General features: G+C 62.3%; 16 protein-coding genes. 8 read left to right on the top strand and 8 right to left on the bottom strand.

What is annotated here, in order from left to right; genetic code table 11:
* Positions 1 to 202: 202 nt before the first annotated feature.
* The 6 genes from AC1RDQ_RS16330 to AC1RDQ_RS16305 form a co-directional block, all read right to left on the bottom strand.
* Positions 203 to 751 (bottom strand): hypothetical protein, encoded by a 549-nt coding sequence (locus tag AC1RDQ_RS16330; RefSeq protein ID WP_057716265.1) that lies wholly within the window; start codon positions 749 to 751, stop codon positions 203 to 205.
* Between the two features lie 195 nt (positions 752 to 946).
* Positions 947 to 2,128, bottom strand: coding sequence for a formate-dependent phosphoribosylglycinamide formyltransferase (gene purT / locus AC1RDQ_RS16325; protein ID WP_046040988.1), 1,182 nt, complete (start codon positions 2,126 to 2,128; stop codon positions 947 to 949).
* Positions 2,129 to 2,205: 77 nt separating this feature from the next.
* Positions 2,206 to 2,673: a preQ0 transporter gene (locus tag AC1RDQ_RS16320; RefSeq protein ID WP_492587720.1), complete on the bottom strand. Its 468-nt coding sequence runs from the start codon at positions 2,671 to 2,673 to the stop codon at positions 2,206 to 2,208.
* 322 nt (positions 2,674 to 2,995) lie between these two features.
* Entirely contained in the window at positions 2,996 to 3,211 is a 216-nt protein-coding gene (locus tag AC1RDQ_RS16315) for a DUF1289 domain-containing protein (RefSeq protein ID WP_492587719.1), read from the bottom strand.
* Complete coding sequence (locus tag AC1RDQ_RS16310) at positions 3,208 to 3,732, bottom strand: gamma carbonic anhydrase family protein (protein ID WP_057716270.1); 525 nt, start codon at positions 3,730 to 3,732, stop codon at positions 3,208 to 3,210. Before AC1RDQ_RS16310 ends, AC1RDQ_RS16315 begins: the two co-directional genes overlap by 4 nt.
* Before the next feature lie 71 nt (positions 3,733 to 3,803).
* A complete protein-coding gene (locus tag AC1RDQ_RS16305; RefSeq protein ID WP_057716271.1) occupies positions 3,804 to 4,403 on the bottom strand; it encodes a CoA pyrophosphatase in 600 nt (199 codons plus the stop codon).
* Between the two features lie 147 nt (positions 4,404 to 4,550).
* On the opposite strand from AC1RDQ_RS16305, the gene AC1RDQ_RS16300 reads away from it, so the two are divergent.
* From AC1RDQ_RS16300 to nagE, 7 genes are all read left to right on the top strand, one after another.
* The gene (locus AC1RDQ_RS16300) at positions 4,551 to 5,102 is read left to right on the top strand and encodes an NUDIX hydrolase (RefSeq protein ID WP_057716272.1); all 552 of its coding nucleotides are present in this window, start codon (positions 4,551 to 4,553) and stop codon (positions 5,100 to 5,102) included.
* A gap of 121 nt (positions 5,103 to 5,223) precedes the next feature.
* Entirely contained in the window at positions 5,224 to 5,727 is a 504-nt protein-coding gene (locus AC1RDQ_RS16295; protein ID WP_007982819.1) for a L,D-transpeptidase family protein, read from the top strand.
* Between the two features lie 295 nt (positions 5,728 to 6,022).
* Positions 6,023 to 6,754: a GntR family transcriptional regulator gene (locus tag AC1RDQ_RS16290; RefSeq protein WP_057716273.1), complete on the top strand. Its 732-nt coding sequence runs from the start codon at positions 6,023 to 6,025 to the stop codon at positions 6,752 to 6,754.
* Positions 6,755 to 6,793: 39 nt separating this feature from the next.
* On the top strand, positions 6,794 to 7,900 hold the full coding sequence (gene nagA / locus AC1RDQ_RS16285; RefSeq protein ID WP_407514244.1) for an N-acetylglucosamine-6-phosphate deacetylase: 1,107 nt from the start codon (positions 6,794 to 6,796) through the stop codon (positions 7,898 to 7,900).
* Complete coding sequence (locus AC1RDQ_RS16280) at positions 7,881 to 8,903, top strand: SIS domain-containing protein (protein WP_150813636.1); 1,023 nt, start codon at positions 7,881 to 7,883, stop codon at positions 8,901 to 8,903. Before nagA ends, AC1RDQ_RS16280 begins: the two co-directional genes overlap by 20 nt.
* Positions 8,904 to 9,053: 150 nt before the next feature.
* Positions 9,054 to 11,570: a phosphoenolpyruvate--protein phosphotransferase gene (gene ptsP / locus AC1RDQ_RS16275; RefSeq protein WP_492587718.1), complete on the top strand. Its 2,517-nt coding sequence runs from the start codon at positions 9,054 to 9,056 to the stop codon at positions 11,568 to 11,570.
* 29 nt (positions 11,571 to 11,599) lie between these two features.
* Positions 11,600 to 13,315 (top strand): N-acetylglucosamine-specific PTS transporter subunit IIBC, encoded by a 1,716-nt coding sequence (gene nagE / locus AC1RDQ_RS16270; protein ID WP_407514248.1) that lies wholly within the window; start codon positions 11,600 to 11,602, stop codon positions 13,313 to 13,315.
* A 184-nt stretch (positions 13,316 to 13,499) separates the two neighbouring features.
* Here nagE and AC1RDQ_RS16265 read toward each other — a convergent pair whose 3' ends face one another.
* Both AC1RDQ_RS16265 and purL read right to left on the bottom strand, forming a co-directional pair.
* Positions 13,500 to 13,811, bottom strand: a complete 312-nt coding sequence (locus AC1RDQ_RS16265) for a YqfO family protein (protein WP_057716278.1) — start codon at positions 13,809 to 13,811, stop codon at positions 13,500 to 13,502.
* A 5-nt stretch (positions 13,812 to 13,816) separates the two neighbouring features.
* Complete coding sequence (gene purL / locus AC1RDQ_RS16260; RefSeq protein WP_057716279.1) at positions 13,817 to 17,713, bottom strand: phosphoribosylformylglycinamidine synthase; 3,897 nt, start codon at positions 17,711 to 17,713, stop codon at positions 13,817 to 13,819.
* Positions 17,714 to 17,998: 285 nt separating this feature from the next.
* Between purL and mltF the strand changes: the two genes are divergently transcribed.
* Positions 17,999 to 19,459, top strand: coding sequence for a membrane-bound lytic murein transglycosylase MltF (gene mltF, locus AC1RDQ_RS16255; RefSeq protein WP_079246808.1), 1,461 nt, complete (start codon positions 17,999 to 18,001; stop codon positions 19,457 to 19,459).
* Positions 19,460 to 19,462: the final 3 nt, after the last annotated feature.

Raw genomic sequence — 19,462 nt, 5'->3', positions numbered from 1 at the left:
AAGCGCGCCATTATAGTCAGACACCCCTTCGGGTTCAATGTAAAACTCTGTCTATTATTGGCATTACTGACATACGGGGATTACGGCGTTACGGATTGCTGCTTTTTTGTGGGAGCGAGCTTGCTCGCGATGGTCGTGAGCGATGACGCGTGCTTTCTGGAAACCAACGTCGCCTTCAAGTTCATTGCGAGCAAGCTCGCTCCTACAACTCGACTTTCACCCAACTGACCGGCTGATCCAGCCAATCGGCGAATTCATCGATAAAGCTCTGTTTGAACCCGGCTTCGGCCCAGTTATTGAAGATGAAACCGAGGTTGGAGAAGCCGCACTCCTGCAGGAACAGGAAGCCGTTGATGTCGTCTTCATGCCCGCATTCGGGACAGGTGAAGTTGTCGGTACGCCCCGGCATCCAGTCTTCCAGGCTTTCGAACAGGGCTTCACCCACTTCCTTGCGGCACTCGGCGCAGCCCGCTTCGCCAAGAAAACCCTTGGCCGGCGTATAGATGCAGCGCTTGGTGATGATCTCCAGGCCATTGATCGACTCGCCGAACGGCAGCGCGTCCGGGTGCAGGACCACCTCACGGGCACCTTCGGCGATCGCATGGCCCATGCGATTGCCGGTGCGGCCGCACGTGGTCAGCTCTTCCTGGATGATGTTCTTGCGCACCAGCCAGCGCACAACGGCCCGGGCCCGGGGTTCGTGTACCGGCAGGGTGGAGATTTTCGGGACGATGATGCTTTGGGAATTCATGGGGTACAGGCCTGGAGCGCTGATAAAAGATCGGACGCGAATTACCTGTGGGAGCGAGCTTGCTCGCGATGGTCGTTAACGATAACGCGTACTTTCTGATTGAACGCGTCGCCCTCTAGTCCATCGCGAGCAAGCTCGCTCCTACAAGGATCAGTAGGCGAGCCTTTAGAAGGTATAGGCCCGCCGCAGCTGTTTTTACAGCTCGACAACAACCGCCTGCGAAGCACGGGTCGCCTTGGCGCGGGCGGCTTCGATCGATTCGTCGCGCGCAAGGGCCACGCCCATGCGGCGCTGGCCGTTGACTTCAGGCTTGCCGAACAGGCGCAGCGCGGTATCCGGCTCGCTCAGGGCAGCACCCAGGTTGGCGAAAGCGGTCTGGGTCGACTGCCCTTCCACCAGGATCACCGCCGAGGCCGATGGCCCGAACTGACGGATCAACGGGATCGGCAGACCGAGAATGGCCCGCGCGTGCAAGGCGAACTGCGACAGGTCCTGGGAAATCAGCGTGACCAGGCCGGTGTCATGCGGGCGCGGCGAGACTTCGCTGAACCACACCTGATCACCCTTGATGAACAGCTCGACACCGAACAGACCACGGCCGCCCAAGGCTTCGGTCACGGCTTTGGCGACACGCTCGGACTCAGCCAGGGCAACCGGGCTCATGGCTTGCGGCTGCCAGGATTCCTGGTAGTCGCCCTTCTCCTGACGGTGACCGACCGGCGCGCAGAAGGTGGTGCCGCCGACGTGGCGCACGGTCAGCAGGGTGATTTCGTAGTCGAAATCGATGAAGCCTTCGATGATCACCCGACCTTTACCGGCACGACCACCTTCCTGGGCGTAGTCCCAGGCCTTCTGCACGTCATCGACGCTACGCAGCAGGCTCTGGCCCTTGCCCGAAGAACTCATGACCGGCTTGACCACGCACGGGAACCCGAGGTCTTCAACGGCTTTGCTGTAATCCTCGAAGGTGTCGGCGAAGTGGTACGGCGAGGTTGGCAGGTCCAGTTCTTCAGCGGCCAGGCGACGGATGCCTTCACGGTTCATGGTCAGCTGCGCAGCACGGGCGGTCGGGATAACGGTGAAGCCTTCGGCCTCCAGTTCCACCAGGGTCGCGGTGGCGATGGCTTCGATTTCCGGCACGATGAAGTGCGGCTTTTCGGCTTCGATCACGGCACGCAGGGCAGCACCATCGAGCATGTTGATCACGTGGCTGCGGTGCGCCACCTGCATGGCCGGCGCGTTGGCGTAGCGGTCCACGGCAATCACTTCAACGCCCAGGCGTTGCAGCTCGATCACCACTTCCTTGCCCAACTCGCCACAGCCACACATCAATACGCGGGTCGCGGTCGGCGACAATGGAGTTCCGATACGGGTCATCTGAAGGTCCTCAAGGAGCGGATCATCGAGGGAAGCACGCTTCCCATGGGGAGAAAGCGCGGCATTTTACATGAACTTCAGCTGACGACAGCCAGTTTGCGCAGGCGCCAGGCCATGATCAGCCACACGGCGGTGACCCCGGCGAATTTCGAGCCCAGGGCGGTGAGGATCACGCCCGGCGTCAGGGCGTCGATCATGCCGAAAAAGATAAAGGTATCGAGGGGAATGCTCAGGGCCGAACTTATCCACAGACGATCATGCAGAGGGCGCCGGGTGATGCTGAACACCAGCCAGTCGATGCACTCGGAAACGGCGAACGCCGTGGCGCTGGCCAGGGCGATGGACGGATCGGAGGTGACATAGGACAACACCAGCGCCACCAGCATCGCTGCGAGGGCGCCATGCCCGAATCGGGTTTGCACCATGTCGCGCAACACAAACACCAGCCCGCCCCAGGCCGACCAGATGATGTCCAGGTGCGGGGCGGTGGAAAAGGCGTAGTTGATCAGAACGACGCTGCTGATGTAGGCGATCAGGAAGAGCATGGGCGTGGAAGTACCTGTAAGTTTGCCGCACAGGATACTGTAGGAGCGAGCCTGATCGCGATGGTCGTTAACGATAACGCGGGACGTCTGGCTCCCCGCGGTGCTCTTGAGTCCATCGCGAGCAGGCTCGCTCCTACAGTCGAACGCATTCCCATGTGGGAGCGAGCTTGCTCGCGATGGTCGTTAACGAGAACGCGGGACGTCTGGCTCCCCGCGGTGTTCTTGAGTCCATCGCGAGCAAGCTCGCTCCTACAGTTGAACGCATTCCCATGTAGGAGCGAGCCTGCTCGCGATAAAGTGCGAAGCACTTTCTGGGGGCGATTCAGTTTTCGGATTTGGAAGGCAACATCCAGATCAACCCACTGGCCTTGGCCCGCTCATGACACAACCCCAACACCGTGCGGCGCTCGTCGTTGGTCATGCGGCTCCAGCGGGTAATCTCCTCCACCGTGCGTTGGCAACCGGTGCAGATGTCATCGTCGTCCAGCGCACAAATATTCACGCAGGGTGATGCAACCGGGCGTTCGCTGGCAGTCATTCTTCCTGCTCGGCCAGGTCGCGGGCATAGCGCTGCGAGTTATGCACGTAGTGAGCAGCGCTGGCTTCCAGCATCCTGATTTGCGGCTCGGTCAACTCACGCACCACTTTGCCGGGCGAGCCCATGACCAGCGATCCGTCCGGAATCTCCTTACCTTCGCCGATCAGCGAGTTGGCGCCGATGATGCAGTTCTTGCCGATCTTCGCACCATTGAGAATCACCGCGTTGATGCCGATCAGGCTGTAGTCGCCGACGGTGCAACCGTGGAGCATGGCGTTGTGGCCGATGGTCACGCCGGTACCGATGGTCAGCGGGTAGCCCATGTCGGTGTGCATCACGGTGCCGTCCTGGACGTTGCTGTTCTTGCCGATCAGGATCAATTCGTTGTCGCCGCGCAATACGGCGTTGAACCAGACGTTGGCGCCCTCTTCCAGCTTGACCTTGCCCACCAGCACGGCATTGGGTGCGACCCAGCTCTGTGGATGGGTTTCGACGCGGGCGTCGCCCAGGCGGTATTTCATTGTTGTATTCCTCAAGACTCAGGCAGGCTTTTTTCAGCAAAACCAGGATTCAGGCCATTCGAACGATGGCTTCAGATACTGATAAAGCTTTTGGGAGGCTGATGCAGGCTGATTTTGGCGTCATACAGCAGGTTGATCAACTCGACGATCATGATCGCCGTCAGCCCCCAAATCTTGTATTCGCCATAGCGATAGCTCGGCACGTACCAGCTGCGGCCCTGATAGTCGATGCGGTGGGTATGTTCGCGAGGGTCTTTACGGAAGAACTCCAGGGGCACGCTGAACACCGCGGCGATCTCGGCGTCGTTGGCCCGGTATTCGACAAAATCCGGGATCACCCCGACATAGGGCGTGACCTTGATGCCATGCAGGCTGATCAGCGGGCTGAGCGGTCCGATCACCTCGACCAGCCCCGGCGGCAGGCCGATCTCTTCTTCGGCTTCACGCAGGGCGGTGAAAATCAGGTCGGGGTCTTCGGGGTCACGGCGCCCGCCGGGGAAGGCAACTTCGCCGCCATGGGTCGACAGGCCGCTGGCACGCAGGGTCAACACCAGCTCGGGCTCGTCACTGCGGGTGATGGGCACCAGCACCGCTGCCTCGGGAAAACGACGATCGGTCTCCAGTGTGCGTGGAGTGTGGTTACTAACCCGATGCAGTAGCTCGTCCAGCATGAGTGTTCTCGATTTGTGCCTTACCCGGCATCATGCACCAATCGCTGCGGTCGCCCAACCCCCGCAACCGCCCCATGTCGCGAAACGACAACTTGCCGACCGGCACTGCCGCACGCCAAGATAGGCGCAGCATTCAGGAACCCCAGCATGAAATTTTGCAGCCAGTGCGGTAACCCGGTGACCCAGCGCATTCCCGAAGGCGATTCGCGCCTGCGCTTTGTCTGCGACAGTTGTCACGCCATTCACTACCAGAACCCCAACATCGTCGCCGGCTGCGTGGCGACCTGGGGCACCCAGGTATTGCTGTGCCGACGGGCCATCGAGCCGCGACGCGGTTACTGGACCCTGCCCGCCGGTTTCATGGAGAACGGCGAGACCATCGAACAGGCTGCCATTCGCGAGACGGCCGAGGAAGCCTGCGCCCGGGTGCGCAACCTGAACATCTATACCCTGATCGACGTGCCGCACATCAGCCAGGTGCATGTGTTCTTCCGTGCCGAACTGGTGGACCTGGACTTTTGCGCCGGCCCCGAGAGCCTGGAAGTGCAACTATTCGACGAAGCGGACATTCCATGGGATGAGCTGGCTTTCCGCACGGTGGGCCGTACCTTAGAATGCTTCTTCGCTGACCGGCGGACCGAAATCTATCCCGTTCGGTCTGAATCGATCCCGCCGCTTGCTCAGCCTGCCATTATCTGATGTCATCTCGGCATCACCGGGAGGCGCCGAAAGATTGTCCGAATGCGGCCCGAGCCAGCGGCAGCTCCTGCAAAAACTTCTATACATAAATAGTCGCGACACCTCCTGGGGAATCGTTTCAATGCGCTGGTTGCTTGCCCTGTTCTGTTTGTCGTTTGTCACGGTGTCCCAGGCTTCTGCCGTGGAAACCCTGGACGGCAAGGTCATCGAGAAAATCCTGATTCTCAAGTCTTCCCATCAATTGCAATTGATCAATGACGGCAAGCCGCTCAAAACCTATCGCATTTCCCTGGGCAAGCGTCCCAAGGGGCCGAAGCTGATGGAAGGCGACAAGCGCACCCCGGAAGGCTTCTACTGGGTCGACTGGCGCAAGATCAGCGACCGTTTCAACCTGGCGATGCACATTTCCTACCCGAACATCAGCGACTCCGCCCGCGCCCGTCGTGAAGGCGTCGAGCCCGGCGGCATGATCATGATCCACGGCACCCCGGACAGCGAAGACACCCCGGAAGACCTGTTCCACACCCTGGACTGGACCGACGGCTGCATCGCCATGCGCAACATGGACATGCGCGAAGTCTGGAACCTGGTGCCGGACGGCACGATGATCGAGATCCGCCCGTAAATCCCCCGACCTTTGGTCGCCTCGCAAAAAAAATCAAAAAAATTCCAGCCTTCGGCAGCTCCTGCAGGGTGAATACCATTTCCCCCTGCAGAAGCTGCCGAAGGCTGCGATCTTTGCTTTAAATCCTCCCACCGCTAATACCACTTCAATCCAGCCTCTTTCCACTGCGCCCAATAAGGCCTGTTTACCGCACCTGCAGCCTGAGAGCTGCATTGACATGGTATTCAAGTGGTATTAGTTTTTTGTCCTACAGCGAACAAGTAACTTTCCTACAGACGCGTCGGACAATAATTAAATGAACGACCTTTCAGCCCTGCGCCCCGACGACACCCAACCCACGCCGTTGTACCTGCAACTGGCACGCAATCTGGAAGCGGCGATCCATGCCGGCCAGTGGAAAGCCGAACAGGCCATGCCGTCGGAGCGCAATCTGAGCGAGGCGCTGGGCATCTCCCGCGTCACTGCACGCAAGGCTCTGGAAGTGTTGTTCGAACAAGGCCTGATCCGCCGCAACCAGGGCTCCGGCACCTTCATCACGCCGCGTCTCGAACAACCGTTGTCGCGCCTTTCCGGTTTCAGTGAAATGCTCCGCCTCAAGGGTTTCGTGCCCGGATCGCAATGGCTGGAGCGGGAAATCACCCTGCCGACCCACGAAGAACTGATCCGCCTCGGCCTGTCGCCCAACGACAAAGTCGCGCGCCTCAAACGCCTGCGCAAGGCCGACGACACGGTGATGGCCATCGAGATGAGCACCCTGCCCGCCTCGATCATTCCCAAGCCGCAGGCGGTGGGCGATTCCCTCTACGAATACCTCGACGGCATCGGCAAACCGGTTGTCCGCGCCCTGCAGCACATCCAGGCGATCAACGCCTCGGACGAATTCGCAGCCCTGGTGGGCATCGCCCCCGGCACCGCCATGCTGCTGATGACCCGGGTCGGCTACCTGGAAGACAACACGCCCATCGAAGTCACCGACACCTATTGCCGTAACGACTACTACGACTTTGTCGCAGAGCTTCGCCGTTAGAACGCTGCACCGCGAAACCGCCCACCCAGAGAACCGATCATGTCCGAAGACAACATCCTCACCGCCCACGGCTGGGTTCGCGGCCGACTGGTCCATGAGCACGGCAAAGTCGTGTCGATCGAAGGCCAGCCCTGCGATCCGGCGGACAACGATCTGCCGTACCTGCTGCCGGGCTTCATCGACCTGCACGTTCACGGTGGCGGCGGCAAAGACATCATGGAAGGCGCGCCGGCCTTCGAAACCATCACCCGAACCCACGTGCGCTTCGGCACTACGTCGTTGCTGGCCACCACCATGACGGCACCGAGCGAAGAGATATCCAGCGTGCTCCAGGCCGTCGGCGAATTCTGTGAGCAGCGGCCCCAAGGCAGCGCCCGGGTGCTTGGCGTACACCTCGAAGGCCCCTACATCAACCCGGGCAAACTCGGCGCGCAACCCAACTTCGCCCACACCGCGCTGATGGCCGAAGTCGAAGCGTACCTGGCGCTCGCACCGATCCGGGTGATCACCATTGCCCCGGAAATCGCCGGTCACGATGCCTTGATCCGCGACCTCAGCAGCCGCGGCATTCGCATGCAGATCGGCCACACCCTGGGCAGTTATGAGGAAGGCGTGGCCGCGCTGGAGGCCGGCGCCAGCAGTTTCACCCACCTCTACAACGCCATGAGCCCACTGCATCACCGCGAACCCGGGATCGTCGGCGCTGCCCTGGCCCACGCCAAGTACGCCGAACTGATCCCGGATTTGCTGCACGTGCACCCCGGCGCCATCCGCGTGGCCCTGCGTTCGATTCCTTGCCTGTATTGCGTCACCGACTCGACCGCCGCCGCCGGCATGCCCGATGGCGAGTACAAACTCGGCAGCCACACCGTGACCAAATGCCTCGGTGGCGTGCGCCTGCCCGACGGCACGCTGGCCGGCAGCACCCTGACCATGGATCAGGCTCTGCGCAACCTGGTGAAAATCGGCCTGCCCATCGCCGAAGCCTCGCAGCGCCTGTCGCAATTCCCCGCCGACTATCTCGGCATCACCGAACGCGGGCGCCTGCAACCGGGGGCCTGGGCCGACTGCGTGCGGCTGGATCGCTCACTGAAACTGACCGCCGTCATGGTCGAAGGAGAAGACATTGACTTCAAAAATGCTTGAAGAGGCGCTGTCCTCGTTCGAGGCCGTGCAAGCCCAATTACAGCAACTCGACCCGCAGATGATCGAGATCGCCGGGCGCCTGCGTCGTCAGCCGCCGCAAGTGGCCATGACCGTGGCGCGCGGCAGCTCCGACCATGCCGCCAGTTACTTCGCCTACCTGACCATGCAACTGCTGGGCATCCCGGTGGCGTCGCTGCCGATGTCGGTGGTGACCATGCAACAGGCACCGTTGAAGGTCAGCGGCCAGGTGGCATTCGCCTTTTCGCAATCAGGGCAAAGCCCGGACCTGGTCAACAGCCTGCGCCTGTTGCGCAAGCGCGGCGCCTTGAGCATTTCGCTGGTCAATGCCGAAGACTCGCCGTTGGAAGCCGCCTGCGAATTCAGCCTGCCGCTGTGTGCCGGCACCGAAAGCAGCGTCGCGGCGACCAAGAGCTTTATCGCCACCCTCAGCGCCAGCGCCCGGCTGATTGGCCACTGGAAAGAAGACACCGAACTGCTCGACGCCTGCCGCGCCTTGCCCGATGGCCTGCGCGACGCCGCGCAACAGGACTGGAGCCGGGCCATCGACGCCTTGCGCGATTGTCAGCGGCTGATGGTGATCGGCCGTGGCGCCGGTTTCGCCATCGCCCAGGAAGCGGCGCTCAAGTTCAAGGAGACCTCGGCGATCCAGGCCGAAGCCTTCAGCAGCGCCGAAGTCCGTCACGGTCCGATGGCCTTGATTGGCGACAACTACCCGCTGCTGGTGTTTGCCCCACGGGGCGCCGAACAGGCCGGTTTGCTGAGCCTGGCCGCCGACATGCGCCAACGCGGCGCCCTTGTGCTGCTGGCCGCGCCGGATGACGTGCTTGAACGCGACCTGACGCTGACCCGCGCCGAACACCCGGCCCTCGACCCGATTCTCGCGATCCAGAGTTTCTACGTGATGGCCGCCGGCCTGGCCGTGGCCCGTGGCATGGACCCGGACCAGCCACGGCACCTGAGCAAAGTCACGCGCACCCACTAACCACCCTTGTAGGAGCGAGCTCGCTCGCGATGGTCGTCAACGAAAACGTGCGTTTGCTGGATAAACGCGGCGTTCTTTAGTCCATCGCGAGCTCGCTCCTACAGAGGGGGGCGTGTTGATCCGAACCGTATTTTTTGATGAGACCGAGCCATGCATAACAACAATAAAGAGCTGACTTTAAGCGCCCCGCTCAGCGGCCCGGTGCTCACGCTCGCCAAAGTCCCGGATGCGGTGTTTGCCAGCGGCGCCATGGGCGACGGGATCGCCATCGACCCGTTGAACGATACCCTTCATGCGCCGTGCGCGGGCGTGGTGGTGCATGTCGCCCGCACCGGCCATGCGGTGACCCTGCGTGCCGACAACGGTGCGGAGCTGCTGCTGCACCTGGGCCTTGATACCGTCGAACTGCAAGGCCAGGGCTTTTCGATGCTGGTCAAGGAAGGCGCGCGCGTCTCCAATGGCCAGCCGCTGCTGCGCTACGACCTGGACAAGGTCGCGCAACAGTGCAAAAGCCTGGTCAGCCTGCTGATCCTCACCAACAGCCAGGACTTTCAGGCACGGCCCATCACCCTCAAGTCGGTAAAGGTCGGCGAGCCGCTGCTGCACATCATTCGCCGCCAGGGCGTGGGCGCGCAGGCGGACGTGGAGCTTGCTGGCGAAGAAGTGGTCGGCCACATCCGCATCGCCCATCGTGGCGGTCTGCACGCACGGCCGGCCGCGTTGATCCGTCAGACCGCGCAAGGATTCAAAAGCAAATCGCAGCTGCATTTCGCCGGCAAGTCGGCCACCTGCGACAGCCTGATCGGCCTGATGGGGCTGGCCATCGGCGAACAGGCAGAAGTCCAGGTCAGTTGCCAGGGCCCGGACGCCGAAGCCGCGCTGCAAGCCTTGCTGACCGCGTTATCCACAGCCCTGGCCGAAGACAGCCATGCCGCCGCGCCGACCACGATTGCCCAACGCAATCGCCCCGCCGAAGCCGGTGTATTGCACGGCGTCTGTGCGGCGCCCGGCCTGGTCGGCGGGCCGCTGTTCCACCTGAATGCGATCAGCCTGCCGGTGGATGCCGGCCATCATGATCCCCAGCAACAACAGCAAGTGCTGGACGCGGCACTGAGCCAGGTGCGCAGCGAAATCGAACGCACGCTGGTCCTGGCGAAAAAACACAAGGACACCGCTGAAGAGGCGATCTTCGCCGCACACCTGGCGCTGCTGGAAGACCCGGCCCTGCTGGACGCCGCCATACAAACCGTCGCCCAGGGCACGGCCGCGACCCACGCCTGGAGCCAGGCCATCGACGTGCAGTGCGAAGTCCTCCAGCAAACCGGCAGCACGCTGCTGGCCGAACGCGCCAACGACCTGCGCGACCTCAAGCAACGGGTGCTGCGCGCATTGCTCGGCGACACCTGGCATTACGACGTGCCGGCCGGCGCCATCGTCGCGGCGCATGAACTGACGCCCTCCGATTTACTGCAACTGAGCCAGCAAGGCGTCGCCGGACTGTGCATGGCCGAAGGTGGCGCGACCTCCCACGTGGCGATTCTGGCCCGGGGCAAAGGCCTGCCGTGCATGGTGGCGCTGGGTTCGACGCTACTCGATCAGCAACAGGGGCAACCGGTGGTGCTGGACGCCGACGGCGGCCGCCTCGAACTGACACCCAGTGCCGAGCGCCTGGCCGACGTGCGCCAGCTGCAACAGCAACAGCAACAACGCCGGGCCGAACAACAGGCCCAGGCGCACACCCCCGCACTGACCACCGATGGCCTGCGCATCGAAGTCGCCGCCAATGTGGCATCCAGCACGGAAGCGGCAGACGCGTTGGCCAATGGCGCCGACGGCGTCGGCTTGCTGCGCACCGAGTTTCTCTTCGTCGACCGCCACACCGCGCCGGACGAACAGGAACAACACCACGCCTATCAAGCGGTGCTCGATGCCATGGGCGACAAGTCGGTGATCATCCGCACCATCGACGTCGGCGGCGACAAGCAACTGGACTACCTGCCACTGCCCGCCGAGGCCAATCCGGTGCTCGGCCTGCGCGGCATTCGCCTGGCCCAGGCGCGCCCTGAACTGCTCGACCAGCAATTGCGCGCACTGCTGCACCTGCACCCGTTGTCACGCTGCCGGATCCTGCTGCCAATGGTCACGGAAGTCGATGAGCTGCTGCACATCCGCCAGCGCCTCGATGCCTTGTGCGGTGAACTCGGCCTGGCGCAACGCCCGGAACTGGGTGTGATGATCGAAGTTCCGGCCGCCGCGCTGCTGGCCGAGCAACTGGCCGAACACGCGGACTTCCTGTCCATCGGCACCAACGACCTGTCGCAATACACCCTGGCCATGGACCGCGACCACGCCGGGCTCGCCGCACGCGTCGATGCGCTGCACCCGGCACTGCTGCGACTGATCGCCCAGACCTGCGCCGGTGCGGCGCAGCACAACCGCTGGGTGGGCGTGTGCGGCGCATTGGCGTCCGATCCGTTGGCCACGCCGGTGTTGATCGGCCTGGGGGTCAGTGAATTGTCGGTGAGCCCGGTACAGGTCGGCGAAATCAAGGACCGCGTGCGTCATCTCGACGCCAGCGAATGCCGGCACATCAGCCAGGATCTGCTCAAGTTGAGCAGCGCCAGCGCCGTGCGTCACGCCTGTCACCAGCATTGGCCTCTGAGCTGAAGAACAACAAGAATCCACGGAGAACCGCCATGTACCAACTTTTCATCGAAGGCCTGCAACGCCTCGGCCGCGCGCTGATGCTGCCGATCGCGATCCTGCCGATTGCCGGCCTGCTGCTGCGCCTGGGCGATACCGATCTGCTGAACATCGCGATCATCCACGACGCCGGCCAGGTGATCTTCGCCAACCTGGCAATGATCTTCGCCATCGGCATCGCGGTCGGTTTCGCCAGGGACAACAACGGTACGGCGGGTCTGGCCGGGGTGATCGGTTACCTGGTGATGATCTCCACCCTCAAGGCGCTCGACCCGAGCATCAACATGGGCATGCTCGCCGGGATCGTCAGCGGCCTGATGGCCGGCGCGCTGTACAACCGCTTCAAGGACATCAAGCTGCCGGAATACCTGGCGTTCTTCGGTGGCCGACGGTTCGTGCCGATTGTCACCGGGTTCGCCGCCGTGGGGCTGGGTGTGGTGTTCGGCTACATCTGGCCGCCGATCCAGCACGGCATCAACAGCTTCGGCACACTGATGATGGAAAGCGGCAGCTTCGGTGCGTTCGTCTTCGGCCTGTTCAACCGCCTGCTGATCGTCACCGGCCTGCACCACATCCTCAACAACATGGCGTGGTTCGTGTTCGGCAACTTCACCGACCCCACCACCGGGGCGCTGGTGACTGGCGACCTGTCGCGCTACTTCGCCGGCGATCCGAAGGGTGGCCAGTTCATGACCGGCATGTTCCCGATGATGATCTTCGGCCTGCCCGCCGCGTGCCTGGCGATGTACCGCAACGCCCTGCCGGCACGGCGCAAGGTGATGGGCGGGATCTTCCTGTCGATGGCGTTGACCGCGTTCCTGACCGGCGTCACCGAGCCGATTGAATTCGCCTTCATGTTCCTCGCGCCGTTGCTGTTTGTGCTGCATGCGTTGCTGACCGGCCTGTCGATGGCCATCACCAATGCGCTGAACATCCACCTGGGGTTCACCTTCTCCGGCGGCTTCATCGACATGATCCTGGGCTGGGGCAAGTCCACCAACGGCTGGCTCGTGTTCCCGGTGGGCCTGGCGTATGCCGTGATCTATTACGTGGTGTTTGACTTCTGTATCCGCCGCTTCGACCTGAAGACACCGGGCCGCGAAACCAGCGCTGACGTCGAGCAGGTTGCCGTCGCCGACAATGAACGCGCCGGGGCATACATCAAGGCCTTGGGTGGTGCCGAAAACCTGATCACCGTCGGCGCCTGCACCACGCGCTTGCGCCTGGACATGGTGGATCGCAACAAAGCCTCGGATACCGACTTGAAAGCACTCGGTGCCATGGCCGTGGTGCGTCCGGGCAAGGGCGGGAGTTTGCAAGTGGTGGTGGGGCCAATGGCCGACGCGATTGCCGATGAGATTCGCCTGGCGATGCCTGCGCTAGGTCGCGCCATGGTGTCGTCACCGGCTGCAGAAATCGACGCGCCGCCACCTGCCGCCATGGCGACACCCGAGGCCCAGCAATGGCTCAATGCCCTGGGCGGCGGCGACAATGTGCTGCAACTCGATTGCGTGGCCATGACCCGCATCCGCCTGCAACTGGCCGATGGCAAGGCGTTGTCGGAGTTCGATTTGAAAGCGTTGGGTTGCCAGGGTGTAAGTCAGCTGGATGGCGGTATCTGGCATCTGTTGATTGGCGACAAGGCGCCGAGCTTGAGTGATGCACTGGAAGTGTTGGTCAATCGCAGCGAGGTCAGTGCCAAGGTTTAGATCTTCGGTGCCTGATAGGCCGCCATCGCGAGCAAGCTCGCTCCCACAGTGGTCCGGTGTATGCAGATCCAATGTAGGAGCGAGCTTGCTCGCGATGAGGCCCTCACTGACACCACAATAGTTTGGGCAATAAAAAACCCGCTGAAATCTCTTTCAGCGGGTTTTTCATTTCAGCACCGGAGAATCAGAAATCCTCCAGCCGCCACACTTCATAAGCCGGTGTCTCATAGGGATGGCTCTGTTTCAGAGCTGCCACTACCGAGCGAATCAACTCATCGGCCACCACCAGCTCAACCTTCCATTCCTCGACCTGTTCGACCTGCCCTGCCTCGCCAATGAACGGCTGGCTGCCGTCCAGTGGACGAAACTGGCCAGTGCCCAACACTTGCCATGCACAGTGATCATAAGCACCGATTCGCCCACCACCGGCGGCGAATACGGCGCTTTTGACCACCTCGACATGACTGTCGGGAACAAAAAAGCTGAGCTTGTACACGGTGCTTAGTTCACCCACACACGAGCGTTACGGAACATACGCATCAACGGAGCATCTTCGTTCCAGTCATCCGAACGCCACGAGTTCTGCACGGCGCGGAACACTCGTTCCGGGTGCGGCATCATGATGGTCACGCGACCGTCGCGGCTGGTCAAACCGGTGATCCCGCGCGGCGAGCCGTTCGGGTTGGCCGGGTAGCTTTCGGTGACCTTGCCGTGGTTGTCGACGAAACGCATCGCCACGCAACCCGACAGATCGGCTTCCAGCAGTGCTTCTTCGCTGGCGAACTCGGCATGGCCTTCACCGTGAGCAATGGCGATCGGCATGCGCGAACCGGCCATGCCTTGCAGGAAGATCGAGTTCGACTCCTGGATCTGCACCATGGCAACACGGGCTTCGAACTGCTCGGAGCGGTTGCGCACGAAGTGCGGCCAGAACTCGCTGCCCGGGATCAGCTCGTGCAGGTTGGACATCATCTGGCAACCGTTGCACACGCCGAGGGTGAAGCTGTCGTTGCGTTCGAAGAAGCCCTGGAACGCATCGCGGGCACGGCTGTTGAACAGCGCGGATTTCGCCCAGCCTTCACCGGCACCCAATACGTCGCCGTAAGAGAAGCCGCCGCAAGCGACCATGCCCTTGAACTCGTTCAGGTCGACCCGGCCGGCCAGAATGTCGCTCATGTGCACGTCGATCGCGTTGAAACCGGCGCGGTCGAACGCAGCAGCCATTTCCACCTGACCGTTGACGCCCTGCTCACGCAGTACGGCAACCTGTGGGCGAATGCCTTTCTTGATGTAAGGCGCGGCGATGTCCTGGTTGATGTCGTAGCTCAGCTTGACGCTCAGGCCCGGGTTTTCTTCTTCCAGCAGCACGTCGAACTCTTGCTCGGCGCAGTCGGCGTTGTCACGCAGACGCTGGATCTGGTAGCTGGTCTCGGCCCACTGGCGTTGCAGCAGACGACGCTGGCCTTCGAACACCGTGTCACCGTTGAAGGTGATGCCGATCTCGCCATTGTTGATTGGCTGACCGATCACCGACACGCAGTCACCCAAGCCGGCAGCGCTGAACTGCGCAAGGATGTCCGGGGTCGCGTCCTGGCGAACCTGGATCACGGCACCCAGTTCTTCGTTGAACAGGATGGCCGCGATGTCGGCAGAGGTTTCTGCCAGACCGTCGAGGTTCAGGCTCAGGCCACAGTGACCGGCGAACGCCATCTCGACAACGCTGGTCAGCAGACCACCGTCGGAGCGGTCGTGGTAAGCCAGCAGGTGGCCGTCGGCGTTGAGGCCCTGGATCACCGCGAAGAAGGCTTTGAGGTCTTCGGCGTCATCGACGTCCGGAGCCTGCTTGCCGAGCTTGCCGTGAACCTGCGCCAGGATCGAGGCGCCCATGCGGTTCTGGCCGCGGCCCAGGTCGATCAGGATCAGGTCGGTGGTGCCCTTGTCCATGCGCAGTTGCGGGGTCAGGGTCTGACGGATGTCAGTCACTGGCGCGAAACCGGTCACGATCAGGGACATCGGCGAAGTCACGGACTTGTCCACGCCTTCATCGTTCCAGCGGGTGGCCATGGACATCGAGTCCTTGCCCACAGGAATGGTGATGCCCAGCTCAGGGCACAACTCCATGCCGACCGCTTTCACGGTGTCGTACAGGCGTGCATCTTCACCCGGGTGACCGGCAGCCGACATCCAGTTCGCCGACAGTTTGATGTCGGAGATCTTGCCGATGCGCGAGGCCGCGATGTTGGTCAGGGTTTCGCCGATGGCCATGCGGCCCGACGCCGGAGCGTCCAGCAGTGCCAGCGGAGTACGCTCGCCCATGGCCATGGCTTCACCGGTGTAGACGTCGAAGCTGGTGGCGGTGACGGCAACGTCGGCCACCGGAACCTGCCACGGGCCGACCATCTGGTCACGGGCCACGAGGCCGGTGATGGTGCGGTCGCCGATGGTGATCAGGAAGCTTTTGCTCGCCACGGCCGGGTGATGCAGAACGCGCTCGACGCAGTCGGCGATGCTCAGGGTCGACGGATCGAAATCGTCGCCCAGTTCGTTCTCGCGAACCACCGAACGGTGCATGCGCGGGGCTTTGCCCAGCAGCACTTCCAGCGGCATGTCCACCGGGCTGTTGCCGAAGTGGCTGTCGGTCACGGTCAGTTGTGGCTCGGCAGTGGCTTCGCCGACGACGGCAAACGGGCAACGCTCACGCTCGCAGATCGCCTTGAAGCGCTCGAAATCCGCCGGGCCGACGGCCAGAACGTAACGTTCCTGGGATTCGTTGGACCAGATTTCGTGCGGGGCCATGCCCGGCTCGTCGTTTGGAATGTTGCGCAGTTCGAAACGGCCACCGCGGTCGCCGTCGTTGACCAGTTCCGGGAAGGCGTTGGACAGACCGCCCGCACCCACGTCGTGGATGAAGCTGATCGGGTTCTTGTCGCCCAGTTGCCAGCAACGGTCGATGACTTCCTGGCAGCGACGTTCCATTTCCGGGTTTTCGCGCTGTACGGAAGCGAAGTCCAGGTCTGCCGAGCTGGTGCCGGTGGCCATGGAGGAAGCCGCGCCGCCGCCCAGGCCGATCAGCATCGCCGGGCCGCCGAGCACGATCAGCTTGGAGCCGACGACGATCTCGCCTTTCTTGACGTGTTCTTCACGGATGTTGCCCATGCCGCCAGCCAGCATGATCGGCTTGTGGTAGCCGCGAACTTCGTCACCGTGCGGGGTGGTGATCGATTGTTCGAAGGTACGGAAGTAGCCGGTCAGTGCCGGACGACCGAATTCGTTGTTGAACGCAGCGCCGCCCAGCGGGCCTTCGATCATGATGTCCAGCGCGGTGACGATGCGCTCGGGCTTGCCGTACGGCACTTCCCACGGCTGTTCGAAGCCCGGGATCTGCAGGTTCGACACGGTGAAACCGGTCAGGCCAGCCTTCGGCTTGGCACCGCGACCGGTGGCGCCTTCGTCACGGATCTCGCCACCGGAACCGGTGGATGCGCCCGGGAACGGGGCAATCGCGGTCGGGTGGTTGTGGGTCTCAACCTTCATCAGGATGTGCACCGGCTCCTGCACCGCGCCGTACTGGCGGGTCTCAGGGTCCGGGAAGAAGCGACCGGCCACGGAGCCGACGATCACCGAAGCGTTGTCCTTATAAGCCGACAGAACGCCTTCGCTATGCATCACGTAGGTGTTCTTGATCATGCCGAACAGGCTTTTTTCCTGGCTCTCGCCGTCGATGTCCCAACTGGCGTTGAAGATCTTGTGACGGCAGTGCTCGGAGTTCGCCTGGGCGAACATCATCAGTTCGATGTCATGCGGGTTGCGCTTCAAGCCGACGAAGGCGTTGACCAGATAGTCGATCTCGTCTTCGGCCAGGGCCAGGCCCAGCTCGGTGTTGGCTTTTTCCAGCGCGGCGCGGCCGCCACCCAACACGTCGATGGCGGTCAGGGGCTTCGGTTCGGCGTGGCTGAACAGGCCGGCGGCCTGCTCGAGGTTGCCCAGGACGATCTGGGTCATGCGGTCGTGCAGACCGTCGGCGATCAGCTGGGCTTCAGCGTCGCTGAACTGGCCGGCCACGTAGAACGCGATGCCGCGTTCCAGGCGCTGGATTTTCGCCAGGCCACAGTTACGGGCGATGTCGCTGGCCTTGCTCGACCACGGCGAGATGGTGCCGAAACGCGGCAGCACCAGAAACAGACGACCGGTCGGTTCCTGTACCGGAACGCTTGGACCGTACTTCAGAAGGCGCGCGAGCACCTGCTGTTCGTCGCCGGTCAGGACGCCGGTAACTTCGGCGAAGTGAGCGAATTCAGCATACAGGCCGCTGACAGCCGGAACCTTCTGGCTCAGTTGCTCAAGGAGCTTGCTGTGGCGAAAGGCAGAAAGGGCAGGAGCGCCGCGCAGGATCAACATCTTCGGGACAGCCTCGGGAAGGGGTGTGCTTTGAGGCCGTGCATTCTAGCCTAAACAGCCCGCGACATCACCCGAAACGCTACGCACGGTTGCACTCGGGCGTCGATCTGTGTTTCTGCCTCGAAAGTCAGGTTAACCGGGCGTGCAGCAACAGCTTATTTTTACTGTAACAAAATGCAGGCAAGGCCCATTCCTGCGGGGTTTCGGCCGGTTTTGTGATCTCTAGCAGACAAGCCCCTCACTGTCGAGATATGGCGCTCGTGGTCCTTTGCGTATACTGCGCAGATGTTTTTCCCAACGGCTTTGCGTCCGCGGTACGCCAAATGGCTGATCGCAACCGGACTCTTCCTGATGCTCGGTGGCTGTGTTGATAAACCCAACACGCTCGAGCGCGTAAAGGAGGATGGTGTACTGCGGGTGGTTACCCGAAACAGCCCCGCCACCTACTTTCAGGATCGCAACGGTGAGACCGGCTTCGAATACGAGCTGGTGAAGCGCTTCGCCGACGATCTGGGGGTCGAGCTCAAGATCGAGACCGCCGACAACCTCGATGACCTGTTCAACCAGGTCGGCAAGCCCAATGGCCCGGTGCTGGCGGCTGCCGGCCTGGTCAGCAGCGAAGAGCGCAAGAAGCAGGTGCGCTTCTCCCACTCCTATCTGGAAGTCACCCCGCAGATCATCTATCGCAACGGCCAGTCCCGGCCAACCGATGCGAAGGATCTGGTGGGCAAGAAGATCATGGTGCTCAAGGGCAGCACCCACGCCGAACAACTGGCGCAGCTGAAACAGAAGTTTCCCGGCATCGAATACGAAGAGTCTGACGCGGTCGAGGTCGTCGATCTCCTGCGCATGGTGGATGAAGGTCAGATCGACCTGACCCTGGTCGACTCCAACGAAGTGGCGATGAACCAGGTGTACTTCACCAACATCCGGGTCGCCTTCGACCTCGGCGACGCCAGCAACCAGAGCTGGGCCGTCGCCCCGGGCGACGACAACAGCCTGCTCAACGAAATCAACGATTACCTCGACAAGGTCAAGAAGAACGGCACCCTGCAACGCCTCAAGGACCGCTACTACGGGCATGTCGACGTCCTCGGCTACATGGGCGCCACCACGTTTGCCCAACACTTGCAGCAACGCCTGCCCAAGTACGAACAGCACTTCAAGGCCTACGCCAAGAAGGAGAAAGTCGACTGGCGCCTGCTGGCGGCCATCGGGTACCAGGAGTCGTTGTGGCAACCGACGGTCACGTCCAAGACCGGCGTGCGCGGCCTGATGATGCTGACCCAGAACACCGCGCAGGCCATGGGCGTGTCCAACCGCCTGGACCCCAGGCAGAGCATCATGGGCGGCGCCAAGTACCTGGCCTACATGAAAGACCAGCTCGACGACTCGATTCAGGAGCCGGACCGGACCTGGTTTGCCCTGGCGGCCTACAACGTCGGCAGCGGCCACCTGGATGACGCACGCAAACTGGCGGCCAAGGAAGGGTTGAACCCGGACAAATGGCTGGACGTGAAAAAGATCCTGCCGCGCCTGTCGGAAAAGAAGTGGTACAGCAAAACCCGTTACGGCTACGCCCGTGGCGGCGAACCGGTGCATTTCGTGGCGAACATCCGTCGCTACTACGACATCCTGACCTGGGTCACGCAGCCGCAGCTTGAAGGCGACCAGGTCGCCGAGGGCAAACTGCTTGTTCCGGGGATCGACAAGAGCAAGCCGTCGCAGGAACCTGCACCGCTCTGACAG

This window comes from Pseudomonas sp. GW823-FHT02E01, from assembly GCF_058797535.1.
This window is presented reverse-complemented; position numbering and strand designations above follow the sequence as displayed.